Genomic DNA, 17,413 nt, shown 5'->3' with positions numbered 1-17,413 from the left:
AGCGGGTTCGGCCTGCTGGGAGCCGTGCGAGCCGTGCATTGTGGCAGGCGGCTCCGGGGTGGCGCGAATCACCGCTTCCGGCTGCTCGCCGGAAGTGACTGGCCGGTAAATTCGTAGCCGGTGGACGGCAGGACCTCGTGAGCCGGGTCGTTCGTGAAACTTGTTCTAGGTTAGCGCGAGCCGCTACGCTCCGCCGGGAGCGCAGCGATGAAGGGGGACGCGAGTGACCGCGGAGGCCGTACGCGAACGTCCGCTGCGTATCGCGATGCTGACGTACAAGGGCAACCCCTTCTGCGGCGGCCAGGGCGTCTACGTGCGTCACCTCTCCCGCGAGCTCGCCCGGCTCGGGCACACCGTCGAGGTCATCGGCGCGCAGCCGTACCCGGTGCTCGACGCCGTCGGTGAGGGCGTCACCCTGACCGAGCTGCCCAGCCTCGACCTCTACCGGCAACCCGACCCGTTCCGCACCCCCAAGCCGCACGAGTACCGCGACTGGGTGGACCTGCTGGAGGTCGGCACCATGTGGACGGGCGGCTTCCCCGAGCCGCTCACCTTCTCGCTCCGCGCCCGCCGCCATCTCGCCGCGCGCCGGGGCCGGTTCGACGTCGTCCACGACAACCAGACGCTGGGATACGGGCTGCTCGGCGGCGCGCGCGCCCTGGGCGCGCCCCTCGTCACCACGATCCACCACCCCATCACCGTCGACCGCCGTCTCGAACTCGACGCCGCCGACGGCTGGCGCCGCCGCGCCTCGGTCCGCCGCTGGTACGGGTTCACGCGCATGCAGAAGCGCGTCGCCCGCCGCCTGCCCAGCGTCCTCACCGTCTCCGGCTCCTCCCGCCAGGAGATCGTCGACGACCTCGGCGTGCGCGAGGACCGGGTCCACGTCGTGCCCATCGGCGCCGACACCGCGCTCTTCTCGCCCGACCCCGCCGTCCCCGAGGTGCCGGGCCGGATCGTGACCACCTCCAGCGCCGACGTCCCGCTCAAGGGCCTCGTGCACCTGGTCGAAGCCCTCGCCAAGGCCCGCGCCGAGCGCCCCGAGGCCCACCTCGTCGTGGTCGGCAAGCGCCCCGAGGAGGGGCCCGTGGCGGCGGCGATCGAGCAGTACGGACTCGGCGGCGCCGTCGAGTTCGTCAAGGGCATCAGCGACGCGGAGCTCGCAGGCCTCGTGCGCGGCGCCCAGGTCGCCTGCGTGCCCTCGCTCTACGAGGGCTTCTCGCTGCCCGCCGCCGAGGCCATGGCCACCGGCACCCCGCTGCTGGCCACCACCGGCGGCGCGATCCCCGAGGTCGCGGGGCGCGACGGCGAGACCTGCCTCGCGGTGCCGCCCGGCGACGCGGGCGCGCTCGCCGCCGGGCTCGTACGGCTGCTGGGGGACGACGGGCTGCGGGCGCGGCTCGGCGCGGCCGGGCGGGCGCGAGTGCTGTCCCGCTTCACCTGGGAGCGGGCCGCGGTCGGAACGGTGGAGCGGTACCGCGCCGCGATGGACGCGCGTGGCGCGCGTGCGGCCCAGAGTGGTGCCGCCCAGGGGGCCCGCGGTGTGGCCCCCGTGCCCTCTCCGGTGGCGCGGCCACCCGCCGATGTGGCCTCCGCCGTGGCCGACGGACGCTGACCGCCCCCTCCCTCTCCACCCGCACCTCCTCCCGCCGGAAGGCTGACCCCCGTGCTGACCGTTGACTTCACCCGATTCCCGCTCGCCTCCGGCGATCGCGTCCTCGACCTGGGGTGCGGAGCGGGACGGCACGCCTTCGAGTGCTACCGGCGCGGCGCCCGCGTCGTCGCCCTCGACCGGAACGCCGAGGAGATCCGCGAGGTCGCCACCTGGTTCGCCGCGATGAAGGAGGCCGGGGAGGCCCCGGAGGGCGCCACCGCCACGGCCATGGAGGGCGACGCGCTCGCGCTGCCCTTCCCCGACGACAGCTTCGACGTCGTGATCATCTCCGAGGTCATGGAGCACATCCCCGACGACAAGGGCGTGCTCGCCGAGATGGTCCGCGTCCTCAAGCCGGGCGGCCGGATCGCCGTGACCGTCCCGCGCTACGGGCCCGAGAAGGTCTGCTGGGCCCTCAGCGACGCGTACCACGAGGTCGAGGGCGGCCACATCCGCATCTACCGGGGCGACGAACTCCTCGGCCGGATGCGCGAGGCCGGGCTCCGGCCCTACGGGACCCACCACGCGCACGGGCTGCACTCCCCGTACTGGTGGCTGAAGTGCGCGTTCGGCGTCGACAACGACAAGGCGCTGCCGGTCAAGGCGTACCACAAGCTGCTGGTCTGGGACATCATGAAGAAACCGCTGGCCACGCGCCTCGCGGAGCGCGCGCTCGACCCGGTCATCGGCAAGAGTTTCGTGGCGTACGCGACCAAGCCCCACCTGCGCGCTTCGGCAGCGCCGGGCGCCAAGTGACGAGCCCGGGCAGGACGGAACGGCTGGTCCTGGGCGGCGTCCTCACCGCCGAGGAAGCGGCCCGTACGGTCGCCGGGATCGCCGCCGAGCAGCGCGAGGACGGCGCGATCCCCTGGTTCCGCGGCCACCACCTCGACCCCTGGGACCACGTCGAGGCCGCGATGGCGCTCGACGCCGCGGGCGAGCACGCGCGCGCCGAGGCGGCCTACCGGTGGCTGGCCGACCACCAGCTGCCCGACGGCTCCTGGTACGCCGCCTACACCGACGGCGACGCGGCGGCGCCCGCCGACAGGGCCCGCGAGACCAACTTCTGCGCGTACGCGGCGGTAGGCGTCTGGCACCACTACCTCTCCACGGGCGACGACGCCTTCGCCGACCGCATGTGGCCCACCGTCTTCGCCGCCGTCGAGTTCGTGCTGCGCCTCCAGCAGCCGGGCGGCCAGATCGGCTGGAAGCGCGAGCCCGACGGCACGCCCTGCGCCGACGCGCTGCTCACCGGGTCGTCCTCCGTCTACCAGGCGCTGCGCTGCGCTCTGGCGCTGGCCGAGCACCGCGAGGAGCCCCAGCTCGACTGGGAGCTGGCCGTCGGTCTCCTCGGGCACGCCATACGCCGCCACCCCGAGCGCTTCCTCGACAAGTCCCGCTACTCGATGGACTGGTACTACCCCGTCCTCGGCGGTGCCCTCCGCGGGCCCGAGGCGAAGGCCCGTATCGAGGAGGGCTGGGACCGCTTCGTCGTCCCCGGCCTCGGCGTACGCTGCGTCGTCCCCAACCCCTGGGTCACGGGCGGCGAGAGCGCGGAACTCGCCCTCGCGCTCTGGGCCGTGGGCGAGTCGGATCGTGCGCTCTCGATCCTCCAGTGGATCCAGCATCTGCGTGCCGACGACGGCATGTACTGGACGGGGTACGTCTTCGAGGACGACGCGATCTGGCCTCGCGAGCGGACCGCCTGGACGGCGGGCTCTCTCTTGCTCGCCGTCGCCGCCCTCGGTGGCGACGACGCCACAGTCCAAATCTTCTCCGGCGATCCCCTCCCCACAGGCCTGGACCCCACCTGCTGCTGAGAGGGCAAGCCCACTTCTCCCTCCCGCTGAGCTTGGGAAGTCTGCGCTTTACTTCTCCCTGCTGTGCTTGGGAAGTCTGCGCAAGGCGCAGGGTTGGCAAGCGCAGCCCACTTCGCCGGGTGCCCCGCGTACAGGGCCGCGCCCGGGGAGCCCCGACTGTGCTTCGCGGGCCGCGCCCGCGTCGTGGCTTGGCGCGCAGTTCCCCGCGCCCCTTAACGGGCAAGCCCTGAAGTCTTGAACAGGTCGCGCCCCAGTGGGGCGGTCAGGTCAGGGCGGCCAGTGTGCGGAGGGTTTTGGGGTCGGGGGAGGTGATCAGGAGGTCTGTTACGGGGCCCTTGCGCCAGAGGGTGAGTTTTTCGGCGATCCGCTCTCTCGGGCCCACCAGAGAGATCTCGTCAGCGAAAGCGTCGGGTACGGCGGCGATCGCGTCGTCACGGCGGCCCTCGGCAAAGAGCCGCTGGACGTGGGCGGCCTCGTCCGGGTACCCCATGCGGGCCATGAGGTCGGCGTGGAAGTTGCGGGTGGCGTGGCCCATGCCGCCCACGTAGAAGCCGAGCATGGCCTTCACGGGCAGGAGCCCCTCCGCGACGTCGTCGCAGACGGCCGCGTGGACCAGGGGGGCGACCATGAAGCCCGGGGCCGCCTCGGCCAGCGCCGGTTCGTACAGGTGGGCCCGCTCCGGCGACCAGTAGAGGGGGAGCCAGCCGTCGGCGATGCGTACGGTCTGGGCGATGTTCTTCGGCCCTTCCGCACCCAGCAGGACGGGGATGTCGGGCCGCAGAGGATGCGTGATGGGCTTCAGGGGCTTGCCTAGGCCCGTGCCGTCGGCGCCCTCGTACGGGTGCGAGTGGTAGCGCCCGGAGAGCCGCACCGGGGCTTCACGGCGCACGGCCTGGCGTACGACCTCGACGTACTCCCGGGTGAGGGTGAGCGGCGAGGAGGGGAACGGGCGGCCGTACCAGCCCTCGACGACCTGCGGGCCCGAGAGGCCCATGCCCAGCAGGAGGCGTCCGCCCGAGAGGTGGTCGAGGGTGAGGGCGTGCATCGCGGTGGCCGTCGGCGTGCGTGCTGCCATCTGGACGATGGCCGTGCCCAGGCCGATACGGCTGGTGTGGGCGGCGATCCAGGTGAGCGTCGTGAAGGCGTCGGAGCCCCAGGCCTCGGAGGTCCACACCGAGTGGTAGCCGAGGTCCTCGGCCTCGCGGACGAGTTCGACGTGGCGCGGATCGGGGCCGCGTCCCCAGTAGCCGAGCGCGAGGCCGAGTCGCATGTGGGGTCCCTTCAGCCGGTGACTGACGGGGCGTCAGCGTACGGGAACGGCCCCCCGCCCGGAAGGGCGAGGGGCCGGGGGACGATCCCGTGCGGGTCAGCCGCGCTGGATGCCCGAGGTGTCCTGGAGGACGCCGCGACGGCCGTCCTGCGTCTGGGCGATCAGCGCCTGACCGCGCTGCTCGACCGCCAGGTACCAGGTGCCCGGCGCCAGTTCGGCCACCGGCTGCGGCGAACCGTCCTCGGCGAAGAGCGGACGGGCGACCGGGACGGCGAACCAGAACGGCTGGAAGTTGGCGTCCTGCGGGCCCGGCGCCGCCGGACCCGGCTGCGGCTGCTGGGCCTGCTGCGGCTGCGGCTGGCCCTGCTGCGGGCCGCCGAACGGACCGGGCTGACCGGGCTGGCCCGGCTGCCCCGGCTGGCCCTGCTGCGGGCCGCCGAACGGGCCCGGCTGGCCGGGCTGACCGGGCTGTCCCGGCTGGCCCTGCTGCGGACCCGGGTAGCCGTAGCCACCCGGTGCCTGGCCCTGGAATCCGCCGGGCTGACCGGGCTGCGGGCCCCCCGCGGGCAGCAGCGGGGCCTTGAAGGCGGGAATGGCGTTGCTGAGCAGGGCGCCCGCGGCGACGGCGAGGCCGCCGAGGAGGGTCAGCCAGGTGCCGAAGCCGTTCTCCAGCTTGTCGTTCGCGTCCATCCCGTCGGCCATTTCCGGCATCAGGTTGGAGAACACGGTCCAGATCGTGGCCCAGCCGACGATCACGGCGAACGCGGTGCCCCACTGGGCGAGCGTGAGTCCGAGGACGTTGCGGTCCCCCATGGAACGCCCCACGAGCAGCAGGACGACCACGCCGACGGCGAGCAGGTGGACTACGAACGGCGTCGGGAAGAGAGCGGGGTCCCAGACGTTGAACGAGCAGTAGTCGCCGGAGCAATCGCCTTCGACTTGGAAGAACGGCAGGAATGAGGCGATCACGAGGAGCACTGCTCCCCCGATCACCACGCCGTCGCCGCGGGTGAGCGAGCGGATGTTCACGTGGGGTCCTTAATCGATGTCGTCATGGTCATGGTCTGCCGGGGCGGGCACCCCATCGTACGGATGACACTACGGGCTGGTCCGGCGGGTTCGCTTCTTGGTTTCCTGTTCACGGGATCTCACCGATTCTCACCGGTTCCCCGTCAGGAAAGACTCGATCCCCCGGGTGATCCCGTCCGCCGCCTTCGTACGCCACTTCGTGGAAGTGAGCCGGGAAGCATCCCGCGCGTCCCGCATATTGCCGCATTCGAGGAACACCTTGGGGACCTTGCTCAGATTGAGACCGCCGAGATCCTCGCGGGTGTCCAGTCCTTCGCCGTCGCCGAGGTAGTTGGCGGGGCGCTCGCCCGTCGCCTCGCGGAACGCGTCGCGCAGGTCGCCGCCGAGGCGGCGGGAGGGCTTGGCGATGTGCCGCGTGTCGGCGTCCCCCTTCCGCACCGACCCGGGAAGGATCACATGGAACCCCCGGCTTCCGCTCGGCGCGCCGTCCGCGTGGAGCGAGACGACCGCGTCGGCCTTCGCCTCGTTCCCCTTCCTGGCGCGCTCGTCCACGCACGGGCCGTAGGGCACGTCTCCCTCGTGGGTGAGCCGCACCCGCGCGCCGCGGGCCTCCAGCGCCGTACGGGTGCGGCGCGCGAGGTCGAGCGTGAACTTCGCCTCCGGATAACCGGAATTGGTGGCTGTGCCCGTGGTGTCGCATTCCTTCTTCGCCGTGCCGATATCGACGCGGCGCGAAATCTTGTCCGGGTGTTCGCGGTTACCGGGATTGTGGCCCGGGTCCAGCACCACGGTCATCCCGGTGAGGGGCTTCGCGGGTTCCTTGTGGCGCCCGTTCCCGCCGGACTTCCCGTCCGGCTTCTCCCCGTGCTTTCCGTCCCTTTTCTCCCCGTCCCCCTCGCTCTCCCCTTTTCCTTCTCCCGTGTGCGCGGGCGCGGTCGCGGTCTTCTCGTCCGGCTCGCCCGAGCCGTCGAGCGACTGCCACACCAGCCACCCCGCGAAACACGCGGGGACGAGCGCGGCGAGGACGACGATCAGGGTTCCGCCGAGACGGCTTCCGTTGAACACGAGTGGCGATGCTAGGGCCTGCGGGCGAGCACGCGCAGCGAGCCCGTGACGGATGTCTCCACGAAATCACCGGATTCCCGGGCACGCAGGTAGATCCGGTACGGCGCCTGGCCGCCGTCCGCCGGATCGGGGAAGACGTCGTGGATGACCAGCAGCCCGCCCGGCGCGAGATGCGGCACCCAGCCCTCGTAGTCGCCCGTGGCGTGCTCGTCGGTGTGCCCGCCGTCGATGAAGACGAGCCCGAGCGGCCCGCCCCACACCGCCGCGACCTGCGGCGAGCGGCCGACGAGCGCGACGACGTGCTCCTCCAGCCCGGCCGCGTGCAGCGTGCGGCGGAACGTCGGCAGCGTGTCCATCCGGCCCACCTCGGGGTCCACGACCTGCGGGTCGTGGTACTCCCAGCCGGGCTGCTGCTCCTCGCTGCCCCGGTGGTGGTCGACGGTGAGGGCCGTCACACCCGCGGCGCGCGCCGCGTCCGCGAGCAGCAGCGTGGAGCGCCCGCAGTACGTGCCGACCTCCAGCAGCGGCAGTCCCAGCGCCGCGGCCTCCCGCGCCGCCCCGTACAGGGCGAGGCCCTCGTCCACGGGCATGAAGCCCTTCGCCCTCCCGAACGCGGCGAGCGTGGTGGGGCTGGGGCGGGATGCAGTCGTCATGGGGGTCATCGTGCCGGAAGGACCGGCGGGTACGCTCCCCTGGCTGCCGGTCTTCGGGGGACGGCGGCGTGTGAAGAACGCCACGTCGGAGGCCCGGCGTCGCGACGCCCCCGCATGCGAACGCAGCAGAGAGGGGCGCGGGATGTCCGACGGAACGGCCACGGGAGAACGGCCGGAGGCGCGTACTCCGGTGGGCCCCTCCGCGCGCTCCTCCCGCGCGGTGCGTCTGCTGCGGGGGCGGCCGGGCGCCGCGCTCGCGGGGCTGCTCGTCGGCGCGCTCGTCGCCGCGGGGCTGATGGCGTGGCGCGCGGACGCGCTGCCGTTCCTGCCGAAGGACCGCTGCTGGGGCGCGCTGTCCGAGGACGACGTGTCCGGGCTCTTCTCCGACGAGGGGGAGATACGCGCCCACGAACTGCCCTTCTCCCACGCGGTCACCAGCGACGACAACGGCGTCACCCAGTGCAGCCTGCAGCGGTACGAGGACGACGAGATGCGCTGGGAGGTCACCGCCGAGGTCCGTGACCTCGGGAGCTACGCCAACGAGGACCTGCGGCAGTGGCCCACCGAGTTCCTCTCCTCCCGCATGGTGCCGCTGGGCGGCGGGGTCACCGGGATGGTCTCCCCGTCCCGCGCCTGGGTGGCCCTCCCCAAGAGCTGCAGCGGCGACGACGACCTCGGCTACCAGACGCCCTCCGTCGTCTCCCTCTCCTCCGGCGGTCCCTCGGCGCGCGACAACGACCCGGACGAGGCCCGTACGTACCGTGCCGCGCTCGCCCGTGCGGTCGTCCACCTCGCCAACGGCGTGATGGACAGGAGCGGCTGCGAGAAGAGCTACCCGGACCCCGACACCGACGCGCTGCCCGCGCTCGCCGACTCCCACCGGCTCGACGGGAAGCGCGCGGAGAGCCTGTGCGGAGTGCGGGGGCTGCGGCTGCCCGAGCGGGCCAGGCCCTCGAAGGAGTACGCGTACTCCGAGCGCCTCGCCGCCGGTTCGACCAAGGACGCCAGGATCTGCGACGTCGGCCAGTACCTCGACCAGGGCGACCTGCGCCTGATGACCCTGCGGAACGAGCGCCTCGCGCACCTCTACGCCCAGAACCTCCAGCAGGGCTCCGTGCCGGTCACCCCGGTGCGGAAGGAGCGGAAGGACAAGGACCGCGGGACCGTCGCCGGTGACGTCGCGGTGTACGTGGCCCGCTGCGGGAAGGGCGACGTCGCGTTCGTGGCCCAGGGCGACACCGTGGCCCGCCAGCGCCTCGCGCCCGACCTGCTCCCGGCGTACGTGGAGAAGGAGGCCGAGCGGATCGGCTGCGGCGAGCTGAAGGTGCGGGTTCCCTCTTTCTGAAACGTGTTCTACTGTGCCCCGCATGGGCATCGGGATCACGCAGGAGCAGCGGGAGTTGGCCGGGGCGGTACGGGGCTGGGTGGCGCGTGCCGTGCCCGTGGAAGAGGCCCGCAAGCTGCTGGACACGCCCGGCACCGAGGCGGGCCCGCCCGCGTACTGGGAGGGCCTCGCCGCGCAGGGCCTGACCGGGCTCCACCTCCCCGAGGAGGCGGGCGGAGGCGGCGGTTCGCTGCTCGACCTCGCCGTCGTCCTGGAGGAGACCGGCCGGGCCGTGCTGCCCGGCCCCTTCCTCCCCCACGTCCTCGCCGCTGAACTCCTGCACAGGGGCGGCCTCCCGGACCTCGCCCGTGACCTCGCGACGGGGGAGACCGTCGGGGCCGTCGCCCTGGAGACCGGCACGCTGACGGCCGTCGCCGTCGAGGGCGGGGGGTACGTGCTGGACGGCACGGCACCGCCCGTGCCCGGCGCGTCCCAGGCCGGGCTCGTCGTGCTCGCCGCCGAGACCGCCGCCGGCACGGTCTGGCTCGCCGCCGACACCGCGCCGCTCGCCGTCCGCGCCCACGAGTCCGCCGACCCGCTCCGCCCCACCGCCGAGGTCACCGCCGACGGCGTCACCGTCCCCGGCGGACGCGAACTCGCCCTCGACAGCGCACTCGTACGGGACCTCGCCGCCGTCCTCTTCTCCGCCGAGGCGTGCGGGGCCGCCGCCTGGGCGCTGGAGACGGCCACCGAGTACGCCACGACGCGCGAGCAGTTCGGGCGGCCCATCGGGCAGTTCCAGGCGGTCAAGCACCTCTGCGCCGACATGCTCGTCCGCGTCGAGCAGGCCCGCGCCCTCACCTGGGACGCCGCCCGTGCCGCGGGAGAGGAGACGGAGCCGGGACCGCGCGGACTGACCGCTTCGCTCGCCGCCTCCGCCGCACTGGAGGCGGCGTACGAGTGCGCCAAGGACTGCGTGCAGATCCTCGGCGGCATCGGCTTCACCTGGGAGCACGACGCCCATCTCTATCTGCGGCGCGCCCTGGTGGCCCGCCAGCTCCTCGGCACCGGCGCCGCGCACCGGCTGCGCGCCGCCCGCCTCGCCGCCGAGGGCGCCCGGCGCGAGCTGCGGATGGAGCTGCCGCCCGCCGCCGAGCCGTACCGGGAACGGGCGCGCGAGGCCCTCGCCCCCGCGCGCGGCCTCGACCCCGCCGCCGCCCGCCGCGCCCTCGCGCCCAGCGGCTACGCGGCCCCGCACCTGCCCGCGCCGTACGGCCTGGGCGCCGGGCCCGTCGAACAGCTCGCCGTCCAGCAGGAGATGAAGGACGCCGGGATCAAGGTCAGCGACCTCGGCATCGCCACCTGGGTCGTGCCCTCGCTGATCACCTACGGCACCGGGGCCCAGCGCGACCGCCACCTCGGCCCGGCCCTGCGCGGCGAGGTCCGGTGGTGCCAGCTCTTCTCCGAGCCCGAGGCCGGATCCGACCTCGCCTCGCTCCGTACGCGCGCCGAGCGCACGGACGACGGCGGCTGGCGGATCAACGGCCAGAAGGTGTGGACGTCGGCCGCCCAGTGGTCGGACTGGGGCATCCTGCTCGCCCGTACGGACCCGGAAGCGCCCAAGCACCAGGGGCTCACCTTCTTCGTCCTCGACATGAAGACCCCGGGCGTGGACGTACGCCCGCTCAAGGAGATCACCGGCGACGCGCTCTTCAGCGAGGTCTACTTCGACGACGTCCTGCTCCCCGCCGACGCGGTCGTCGGCGAGGTCGACGACGGCTGGCAGGTCGCCCGCCACACCCTCGGCAACGAGCGCGTCCACATGGCCGACCAGATCACCTTCGACACCGGCCTGGAGGCGTTGATCGCCCGCTCGCGGGACGCGGACAGCACGGTCAGGGACCGCGTCGGCGGCCTGGCGGCCGAGGCGCACGCGCTCGCCTGCATCGGGCTGCGCACCACGCTGCAGCGCGTCGAGGGCCTCGACCCGGGTGCCGGGGCCAGCATCCGCAAGCTCGTGCAGACCCCGCACCAGCAGAAGCTCGCCGAGCTGGCGCTCGAACTCCTCGGCCCCGAGGGCGCCCTGCGCGAGGGCCCCGGCGAACGCGCCGTCCACGGCTTCCTGATGTCCCGCTGCCTCACCATCGCCGGAGGCACCACCCAGATCCAGCGCAACGTGATCGCCGAACGCCTGCTGGGCCTGCCCAGGGACCCTGAACCCCGCCCCTTGATCGACTGACCGTCGGAGGTACGGATGACCGGCAAGGCATTCCTCGTAGGCGTCGGCATGACGAAGTTCGAGAAGCCCGAGTCGCGGGACTGGCAGTACTGGGACATGGCCAAGGAGGCGGGCGAGGCGGCGCTCGCCGACGCCGGGATCGCCTACGGCCTGGTCGAACAGGCACCCGTCGGCCACTGCTACCAGGCCTCCACCGCGGCCCAGCGCGCCGTCTACGAGCTGGGCCTCACCGGCATCCCCGTCTACAACGTCAACAACAACTGCGCCACCGGCTCCACGGCCCTGATGATGGCCCGCCAGTTCGTGGCCTCGGGGCTCAACGACTGCGTGCTCGCGCTCGGCTTCGAGAAGATGAAGAAGGGGGCACTGGGTGGTGCTTCGGGGGGTGACGACTTCTCCACGTCCCCCGTCGCCCGGCACTACGGGGTCATGGCCGCCCGGCACGGCTTTGAGATGACCCCGCCCACCGCGCAGATCTTCGGCAACGCGGCCCGCGAGCACATGGAGCGGTACGGCACCACGCCGGAGCAGCTCGCCGCCGTCGGCGAGAAGAACCACCGGCACTCGGCGGCCAACCCGTACGCGCAGTTCCAGGACGTCTGGACGCACGAGGAGATCCTCGCGTCCAGGACCATCCACGAGCCCCTCACCAAGCTCCAGTGCTCGCCGACCTCGGACGGCGCGGCGGCGGCCGTCGTCGCCTCGGAACGCTTTGTACGCGCCCACGGCCTGGCGGACCGGGCCGTGGAGATCGTCGGCCAGGCGATGACGACGGACACGGAGGAGTCCTTCGCCTCCGGCTCGTGCGTCGATGTCGTGGGCCGTCCGATGTCCCGCGCAGCGGCGCTCGCTGTGTACGAGGAGAGCGGCCTCGGCATCGAGGACGTCGACGTCATCGAGCTGCACGACTGCTTCTCCGTCAACGAACTGCTGACGTACGAGGCGCTGGGCATGTGCGACGAGGGTGCCTCGGGCAAGCTGGTCTCCGACGGGGCGACGACGTACGGGGGGCGCTGGGTCGTCAACCCCTCCGGCGGCCTCATCTCCAAGGGCCACCCCCTCGGCGCGACGGGCATCGCGCAGTGCGCCGAGCTGGCCTGGCAACTCCGCGGCGAGGCGGGCCCTCGCCAAGTCCCGGGTGCGCGCGTGGGGCTGGCCCACAACATCGGCCTGGGCGGCGCAGCCGTGGTCACGGCGCTGCGCCGACTGTAGGGGCTGCCAAGAGGAAGCCCCGCCCCGCCTTCGCAGCCTGCGACTGCGCCCTGGCTAGTCGCGCAGTTCCCCGCGCCCCTGCTTCTCCCTGCGGAGCTTGGGAAGTCTGCGCAAGGCGCAGGGTTGGCAAGCGCAGCCCCCTTCGCCGGGTGCCCCGCGTACAAGGGCCGCGCCCGGGGTGCCCCGGGCTGTGCTTCGCGGGCTGCGGCCGCGTCGTGGCTTGTCGCGCAGTTCCCCGCGCCCCTGAAGGGGCAAGCCCCGAGGTGTCGTGACCGGTCGCGCCCACGCGGCGGAGCCGCAAAACAAACACAGCCCCGCGCCCCTGAGGGAGAAGGGGGAAGCCCCGACGTGCCGTGACCGTCGCGCCCACGCGGCGGAGCCGCAAAACAAACACAGCCCCGCGCCCCTGAGGGAGAAGGGGGAAGCCCCGACGTGCCGTGACCGGTCGCGCCCACGCGGCGGAGCCGCAAATCAGACACAGCCCCGCGCCCCTGAGGGAACAGGGGCAAGCCCCGAAGTCTTGGATCGGGCGGGTCCGTGGGGCGGAGTGTCCGGGCCGGGGACGGTGGGATTATGGCGGGCATGACTGCCCCCGCTGCCTCAGACGTCGACATATCCGGCGAAGCCAGGAAACCCCGGCTCTGGGCAGTCGTGCTGGCGGCATGTGCCGGCCAGTTCCTCGTGGTGCTCGACGTCTCCGTCGTCAACGTCGCGCTGCCATCGATGAGGGCAGACCTGGGCCTGAGCGGCACGGGCCTGCAGTGGGTCGTGAACACGTACACGCTCGCCTTCTCCGGCTTCATGCTGCTCGGCGGCAGAGCCGCCGACCTCTTCGGCCGTAAGCGGATGTTCCTCGTCGGGCTCACCCTCTTCACGGTCGCCAGCCTGGCGGGCGGGCTCGCGCAGGAGCCCTGGCAGCTGCTGGCGGCCCGCGCCGTGCAGGGCATGGGCGCCGCCGTGCTCGCGCCCGCGACGCTGACCATCCTGACGACGTCGTTCCCGGAGGGCCCCGCGCGGACGCGGGCCATAGGGACGTGGACGGCGGTCGGCGCGGGCGGCGGCGCCGCGGGCGGGCTCGTCGGCGGCGTGCTGACCGACACGCTCTCCTGGCGCTGGGTCCTGCTCATCAACGTGCCCGTGGGCGCCCTCGTGCTGGTCTGCGCCGCGCTGTGGCTCGCGGAGAGCCGGGACCGCGGGGCCCGGCGGCGCCTCGACGTGCCGGGCGCGCTGCTGGTGACCTCCGGTCTCGGCTGTGTCGCGTACGGCATCGTGCGGACCGAGTCGGCGGGCTGGTCGGCGCCGGGCGCGCTGCTGCCGCTGTTCGGCGGGCTCGCGCTGCTGGGGCTCTTCGTGGCGGTGGAGGCCCGTACGGCGGCGCCGCTCGTGCCGCTGCGGCTCTTCGCGCGGCGCTCGGTCTCCGCCGCGAATGTCGCGATCTTCGTCAACGGTCTGGCGATGTTCGCGATGTGGTACTTCCTCGCGCTCTACACCCAGAACGTGCTCGGCTACACCCCGCTGCAGGGCGGCTTCGCGCTCGTCCCGCACTCGCTGAGCATCGTCCTCGGCTCCAAGCTCGCGCCGCGCCTGATGGCCCGGGTCGGCGCCCGTTCCCTCGCGATGACCGGCTCGGCGCTCGCCGGGCTCGGCTATCTGTGGCAGGGGACCATGGATGTCTCGGGCGGCTACACCGGGTCCGTGCTCGGGCCCGGGATCGTGATGGCGCTCGGCGCCGGGCTCGCGGCGACGCCGCTGGCGTCGATCGCCACGGCGGGCGCGGAGCCGGGGGACGCGGGGCTGGTCTCGGGGCTGTTCAACACGGCCCGCACGATGGGCGGGGCCCTCGGCCTCGCCGTACTGTCGACGGCGGCCGCCTCCCGTATCGCGGGGGAGGAGACCCCGGAGGCCCTGACGGCGGGCTACGCGCGGGCGTTCCAGGTGGGGGCGGGGGTGCTGGGGACCTGCGTGGTCCTGATGTTCTTCGCCCTGCCGCGTACCGCACGGCCCAAGTAGGGCTACAGCCAGCCGTTCTGGCGGGCCTCGCGTACGGCTTCCATGCGGTTGCGGGTGCCGGTCTTGCCGATGGCGGCGGAGAGGTAGTTGCGGACGGTGGCCTGGGACAGGTGGAGCCTGCCCGCGATGTCGGCGACCGTCGCGCCGTCGACCGCCGCGGTCAGCGCCTCGCGCTCGCGCTGGGTCAGCGGGTTGGGCCCCGTGCTGAGCGCCGCTGCGGCGAGCGCCGGGTCGATGACGCGCTCGCCGTCCAGCACGCGGCGGATCGAACCTGCCAGCTCCTCGACGGGGCGGTCCTTGACGAGGAAGCCCGAGGCCCCGGCCTCCATCGCCCGGCGCAGATAGCCGGGCCTGCCGAACGTGGTGAGGATCAGCACCGCGCACCCCGGCAGCCGTTCGCGCAGCTCCGCCGCCGCGTCCAGGCCGCTGCGGCCCGGGAGTTCGATGTCGAGCAGGGCGATGTCGGGGGCCTGCTCCAGCGCCGCGGGGACGATCTCGTCGCCCGCCGCGACCTGGGCGACGACCTCCATGTCGTCCTCCAGATCCAGGAGCAGGGCCAGCGCGCCGCGCATCATGCCCTGGTCCTCCGCCAGCAGGACCCTGATCACAGGGCCGCCCCCTTCGCCTCCGAGGTCTCCGCCGTCTCCGCCGTCTCCGCCGTCTCCTCCGTGTCCACCGGCAACTCCACCACGACACGGAAGCCCCGCCTTCCGTCGGGGCCGTGGTCCAGCGTGCCGCCGCTCGCCGCCAGCCGCTCGCCGAGCCCCTTGAGCCCGGTGCCGCCGAGCGGCCGTTCGCCGAGCCGCTGTTCGCCGAGCCGCTGTTCGCCGTCCGGCCCGGACCCGTGCCCCCCGGCCGGGTCCGGGCCGGTTCCGGGACCGGCTCCCCTTCCGGTCCCGCCCCCCGGCCCTGGTCCCGTCCCCCGGGCGGGTCCAGGGCCGCGTCCGTCGTCGGTGATCGTGAGACGGACGCGGTCGTCGGCCGCGCGGACCTCGATCTCGCAGCGTGCGGCTCCGCTGTGCCGGACGGTGTTCGTGGAGCACTCCCGTACCACCCAGCCCAGCAGCGCCTCGGCCTGCGGCGGCAGCGGCGGCCCCGACTGGCGGACGACCGGCTCGATGCCCGCGGCCTCCAGCACCGAGCGGGCGCGGTCGAGTTCGGTGGCGAGGCTGTCCTCGCGGTAGCCGGTGACGGCCTCGCGGATCTCGGTGAGGGCCTGCCGTCCCACGGCCTCGATGTCGGCGGCCTGCGCGAGCGCCCCGTCGAGGTTGCCGGGCGCCAGCCTGCGTACCGCCTCGGCCTTGACCACGACCACCGAGAGGGTGTGCCCGAGCAGGTCGTGCAGGTCGCGGGAGAAGCGCGTGCGCTCCTTCTCCACCGCGGCACGCGCCAGTTCCTCGCGGGCCTTGTCGAGCTGGGCGACGGTGTCGAAGAGGCTGAGCACGGCCGCGGTGACCATGCCGGAGATGAGGGTGCCGTAGCCGATGCTGTAGCCGCTCCAGGCGCCGTTCTGCCAGGAGGCGATGGCGCCCGCCGCGACGCTCAGCGTGACCAGCCAGGCGAGGAACGGCTTGCCGCGCAGCTGCCGTACGGTCCCCGAGGCGAGGGAGAGCAGGGGGAAGAACAGGGTCCAGGAGCTCCCGTAGGCCAGCGTCACCGCGAAGGTCACCGCCGTCATCCCCGCGAGCGCGATCAGCGGGGGGATCTGGCGGCGGGGGAGGCGGGTGCCGAAGGCGGAGAAGACGACCGAGATGTAGAGCGAGTTGAAGACGAGCAGCGCGGCGCTGCTCAGCCAGGGGTTGCCCGCCTTGCCCTGGAGCACGTGGGAGAGCGCGCCCACGCCCATGATGAGCCAGGGGAGGAAGGCGTACTTGGCCGGGCCGTACCCGGGTGCCCCCCGCTCGGCGAACCGCTTCAGGCGCTTGCTCACTGACATGCCCCTCACCGTAGAACCGGTGCCGGGGGCCCCGGCAGGGGCGGATGTGGACAGTGCGGCGGGACAAATGTCACCGGTCCCGGCGGGAGACCGGCACCGGATCTGACGCGGCGTCAGGGGACTTCCCATGTGCGGGGGCGTGCGTTATACAGGTAGCCGATCGGTTAGAACGTGTTCTTGTTCCAGCCTGTTCGGCCGGTCGCCAGCGACCCCGGTCCGGCCGACGGTGCGGACGGCCGGGCCGGGGTCTTCACCGGCGGCGCACGCCCGGCACGCACGCCACGGCACGCACGCCACGGCCCCCGAGGAGCCACGCCCCCATGCCCATCGACGCCCAGAAGGCCCTCGCCGCCGAGCCGCGGAGCACCGAGATCGCCTGGGACCACAAGGACGTCCAGCTCTACCACCTGGGCATCGGCGCGGGGATCCCCGCCACCGACCCGGCCGAGCTGCGGTACACGCTGGAGAGCAGGCTCCACGTCCTCCCCTCCTTCGCCACCGTCGCGGGCGCGGGCATGGGCGTGGTCGGCGGCCTCTCCGCACCCGGCATCGAGGTCGACCTCGCCGCCGTGCTGCACGGCAGCCAGTCGGTCGAGCTGCACCGCCCCCTCCCCGTCAGCGGCTCCGCGACCTCCACCTCCCGCGTCGCGGCCGTGTACGACAAGGGGAAGGCCGCGATCCTCGTCCTCCGTACCGACGTCGCCGACGCCGAGGGCCCGCTGTGGACCGGCGAGGCACAGATCTACGTACGGGGCGAGGGCGGCTTCGGCGGCGAACGCGGCCCCTCCACCCGGCTCGAACTCCCCGACCGCGCGCCCGACCTCACCGCCGAGCGCCCCGTCCGCGAGGACCAGGCGCTGCTCTACCGGCTCTCCGGCGACTGGAACCCGCTGCACGCCGACCCCGACTTCGCGAAGCTCGCGGGCTTCGACCGCCCGATCCTGCACGGCCTGTGCTCGTACGGGATGACGCTCAAGGCCGCCGTCGACACCGCGCTCGACGGGGACGTCGCCCGCGTGCGGCGCTGGACCGCGCGCTTCGCGGGCGTCGTCTACCCCGGCGAGACGCTGCGCGTGCGGATGTGGCGCCTCGACGACGGCTCGCTCCAGCTCACCGCGTCGGCGGCGGAGCGCGACGACGCGCCCGTACTGGCCGACGGGCTCGTGCACCACACCTGATCCGCACCCGAGCTCATCCGTTC

Annotated in this window: 14 protein-coding genes; 8 read left to right on the top strand and 6 right to left on the bottom strand. The window is 73.4% G+C overall.

The window, feature by feature from the left end; translation table 11 throughout:
* Positions 1 to 265: 265 nt before the first annotated feature.
* The 3 genes from ACGF3A_RS21765 to ACGF3A_RS21755 are packed head-to-tail and all read left to right on the top strand — an operon-like array spanning position 266 to position 3,474.
* Positions 266 to 1,615 (top strand): glycosyltransferase family 4 protein, encoded by a 1,350-nt coding sequence (locus tag ACGF3A_RS21765; RefSeq protein WP_393731923.1) that lies wholly within the window; start codon positions 266 to 268, stop codon positions 1,613 to 1,615.
* 51 nt (positions 1,616 to 1,666) lie between these two features.
* Positions 1,667 to 2,410, top strand: a complete 744-nt coding sequence (locus tag ACGF3A_RS21760) for a methyltransferase domain-containing protein (protein WP_393731860.1) — start codon at positions 1,667 to 1,669, stop codon at positions 2,408 to 2,410.
* Positions 2,407 to 3,474 (top strand): prenyltransferase, encoded by a 1,068-nt coding sequence (locus ACGF3A_RS21755; protein WP_393731859.1) that lies wholly within the window; start codon positions 2,407 to 2,409, stop codon positions 3,472 to 3,474. Before ACGF3A_RS21760 ends, ACGF3A_RS21755 begins: the two co-directional genes overlap by 4 nt.
* 262 nt (positions 3,475 to 3,736) lie before the next feature.
* Here the strand turns inward: ACGF3A_RS21755 and ACGF3A_RS21750 are convergent, their stop codons facing one another.
* The 4 genes from ACGF3A_RS21750 to ACGF3A_RS21735 form a co-directional block, all read right to left on the bottom strand.
* Positions 3,737 to 4,744 (bottom strand): LLM class F420-dependent oxidoreductase, encoded by a 1,008-nt coding sequence (locus ACGF3A_RS21750; RefSeq protein WP_393731858.1) that lies wholly within the window; start codon positions 4,742 to 4,744, stop codon positions 3,737 to 3,739.
* A gap of 96 nt (positions 4,745 to 4,840) precedes the next feature.
* Positions 4,841 to 5,773 (bottom strand): hypothetical protein, encoded by a 933-nt coding sequence (locus ACGF3A_RS21745; RefSeq protein WP_393731857.1) that lies wholly within the window; start codon positions 5,771 to 5,773, stop codon positions 4,841 to 4,843.
* A 129-nt stretch (positions 5,774 to 5,902) separates the two neighbouring features.
* Positions 5,903 to 6,838, bottom strand: coding sequence for an N-acetylmuramoyl-L-alanine amidase (locus ACGF3A_RS21740; protein WP_393731856.1), 936 nt, complete (start codon positions 6,836 to 6,838; stop codon positions 5,903 to 5,905).
* An 11-nt stretch (positions 6,839 to 6,849) separates the two neighbouring features.
* A complete protein-coding gene (locus tag ACGF3A_RS21735) occupies positions 6,850 to 7,491 on the bottom strand; it encodes a class I SAM-dependent methyltransferase (RefSeq protein WP_393731855.1) in 642 nt (213 codons plus the stop codon).
* A 142-nt stretch (positions 7,492 to 7,633) separates the two neighbouring features.
* Here ACGF3A_RS21735 and ACGF3A_RS21730 point away from each other — a divergent pair, with 142 nt between their 5' ends.
* The 4 genes from ACGF3A_RS21730 (at position 7,634) to ACGF3A_RS21715 (ending at position 14,276) form a co-directional block, all read left to right on the top strand.
* Positions 7,634 to 8,836 carry a hypothetical protein gene (locus ACGF3A_RS21730; protein ID WP_393731854.1) on the top strand — a complete coding sequence of 401 codons (1,203 nt, stop codon included), beginning with the start codon at positions 7,634 to 7,636 and terminating at the stop codon, positions 8,834 to 8,836.
* Between the two features lie 22 nt (positions 8,837 to 8,858).
* Entirely contained in the window at positions 8,859 to 11,054 is a 2,196-nt protein-coding gene (locus tag ACGF3A_RS21725) for an acyl-CoA dehydrogenase (protein ID WP_393731853.1), read from the top strand.
* Positions 11,055 to 11,069: 15 nt separating this feature from the next.
* A complete protein-coding gene (locus tag ACGF3A_RS21720) occupies positions 11,070 to 12,266 on the top strand; it encodes a lipid-transfer protein (RefSeq protein WP_393731852.1) in 1,197 nt (398 codons plus the stop codon).
* Between the two features lie 582 nt (positions 12,267 to 12,848).
* Positions 12,849 to 14,276 (top strand): MFS transporter, encoded by a 1,428-nt coding sequence (locus tag ACGF3A_RS21715; RefSeq protein ID WP_393731851.1) that lies wholly within the window; start codon positions 12,849 to 12,851, stop codon positions 14,274 to 14,276.
* Between the two features lie 2 nt (positions 14,277 to 14,278).
* Here ACGF3A_RS21715 and ACGF3A_RS21710 read toward each other — a convergent pair whose 3' ends face one another.
* Together ACGF3A_RS21710 and ACGF3A_RS21705 are read right to left on the bottom strand one after the other, a co-directional pair.
* Entirely contained in the window at positions 14,279 to 14,884 is a 606-nt protein-coding gene (locus tag ACGF3A_RS21710; protein WP_393731850.1) for a response regulator, read from the bottom strand.
* Entirely contained in the window at positions 14,881 to 16,212 is a 1,332-nt protein-coding gene (locus tag ACGF3A_RS21705) for a sensor histidine kinase (RefSeq protein WP_393731849.1), read from the bottom strand. Before ACGF3A_RS21705 ends, ACGF3A_RS21710 begins: the two co-directional genes overlap by 4 nt.
* Before the next feature lie 320 nt (positions 16,213 to 16,532).
* On the opposite strand from ACGF3A_RS21705, the gene ACGF3A_RS21700 reads away from it, so the two are divergent.
* Positions 16,533 to 17,390 carry a MaoC/PaaZ C-terminal domain-containing protein gene (locus tag ACGF3A_RS21700; protein ID WP_393731848.1) on the top strand — a complete coding sequence of 286 codons (858 nt, stop codon included), beginning with the start codon at positions 16,533 to 16,535 and terminating at the stop codon, positions 17,388 to 17,390.
* The last annotated feature ends 23 nt before the right edge of the window (positions 17,391 to 17,413 follow it).

This window comes from Streptomyces sp. NPDC048172 (assembly GCF_043202595.1).
Taxonomy (GTDB): Bacteria; Actinomycetota; Actinomycetes; order Streptomycetales; family Streptomycetaceae; genus Streptomyces.
Note: the sequence above shows the minus strand (reverse complement) of the source record. Positions and strands in the feature narration are given on the sequence as shown.

Bases quoted from the DNA above. Each gene is read 5' to 3' on its own strand.
- ACGF3A_RS21765 (WP_393731923.1), top strand. From the start codon at position 266: ATGCTGACGTACAAGGGCAACCCCTTCTGCGGCGGCCAGGGCGTCTAC.
- ACGF3A_RS21750 (WP_393731858.1), bottom strand. From the start codon at position 4,744: ATGCGACTCGGCCTCGCGCTCGGCTACTGGGGACGCGGCCCCGATCCG.
- ACGF3A_RS21735 (WP_393731855.1), bottom strand. From the start codon at position 7,491: ATGACGACTGCATCCCGCCCCAGCCCCACCACGCTCGCCGCGTTCGGG.
- ACGF3A_RS21730 (WP_393731854.1), top strand. From the start codon at position 7,634: ATGTCCGACGGAACGGCCACGGGAGAACGGCCGGAGGCGCGTACTCCG.
- ACGF3A_RS21725 (WP_393731853.1), top strand. From the start codon at position 8,859: ATGGGCATCGGGATCACGCAGGAGCAGCGGGAGTTGGCCGGGGCGGTA.
- ACGF3A_RS21720 (WP_393731852.1), top strand. From the start codon at position 11,070: ATGACCGGCAAGGCATTCCTCGTAGGCGTCGGCATGACGAAGTTCGAG.
- ACGF3A_RS21715 (WP_393731851.1), top strand. From the start codon at position 12,849: ATGACTGCCCCCGCTGCCTCAGACGTCGACATATCCGGCGAAGCCAGG.
- ACGF3A_RS21705 (WP_393731849.1), bottom strand. From the start codon at position 16,212: ATGTCAGTGAGCAAGCGCCTGAAGCGGTTCGCCGAGCGGGGGGCACCC.
- ACGF3A_RS21700 (WP_393731848.1), top strand. From the start codon at position 16,533: ATGCCCATCGACGCCCAGAAGGCCCTCGCCGCCGAGCCGCGGAGCACC.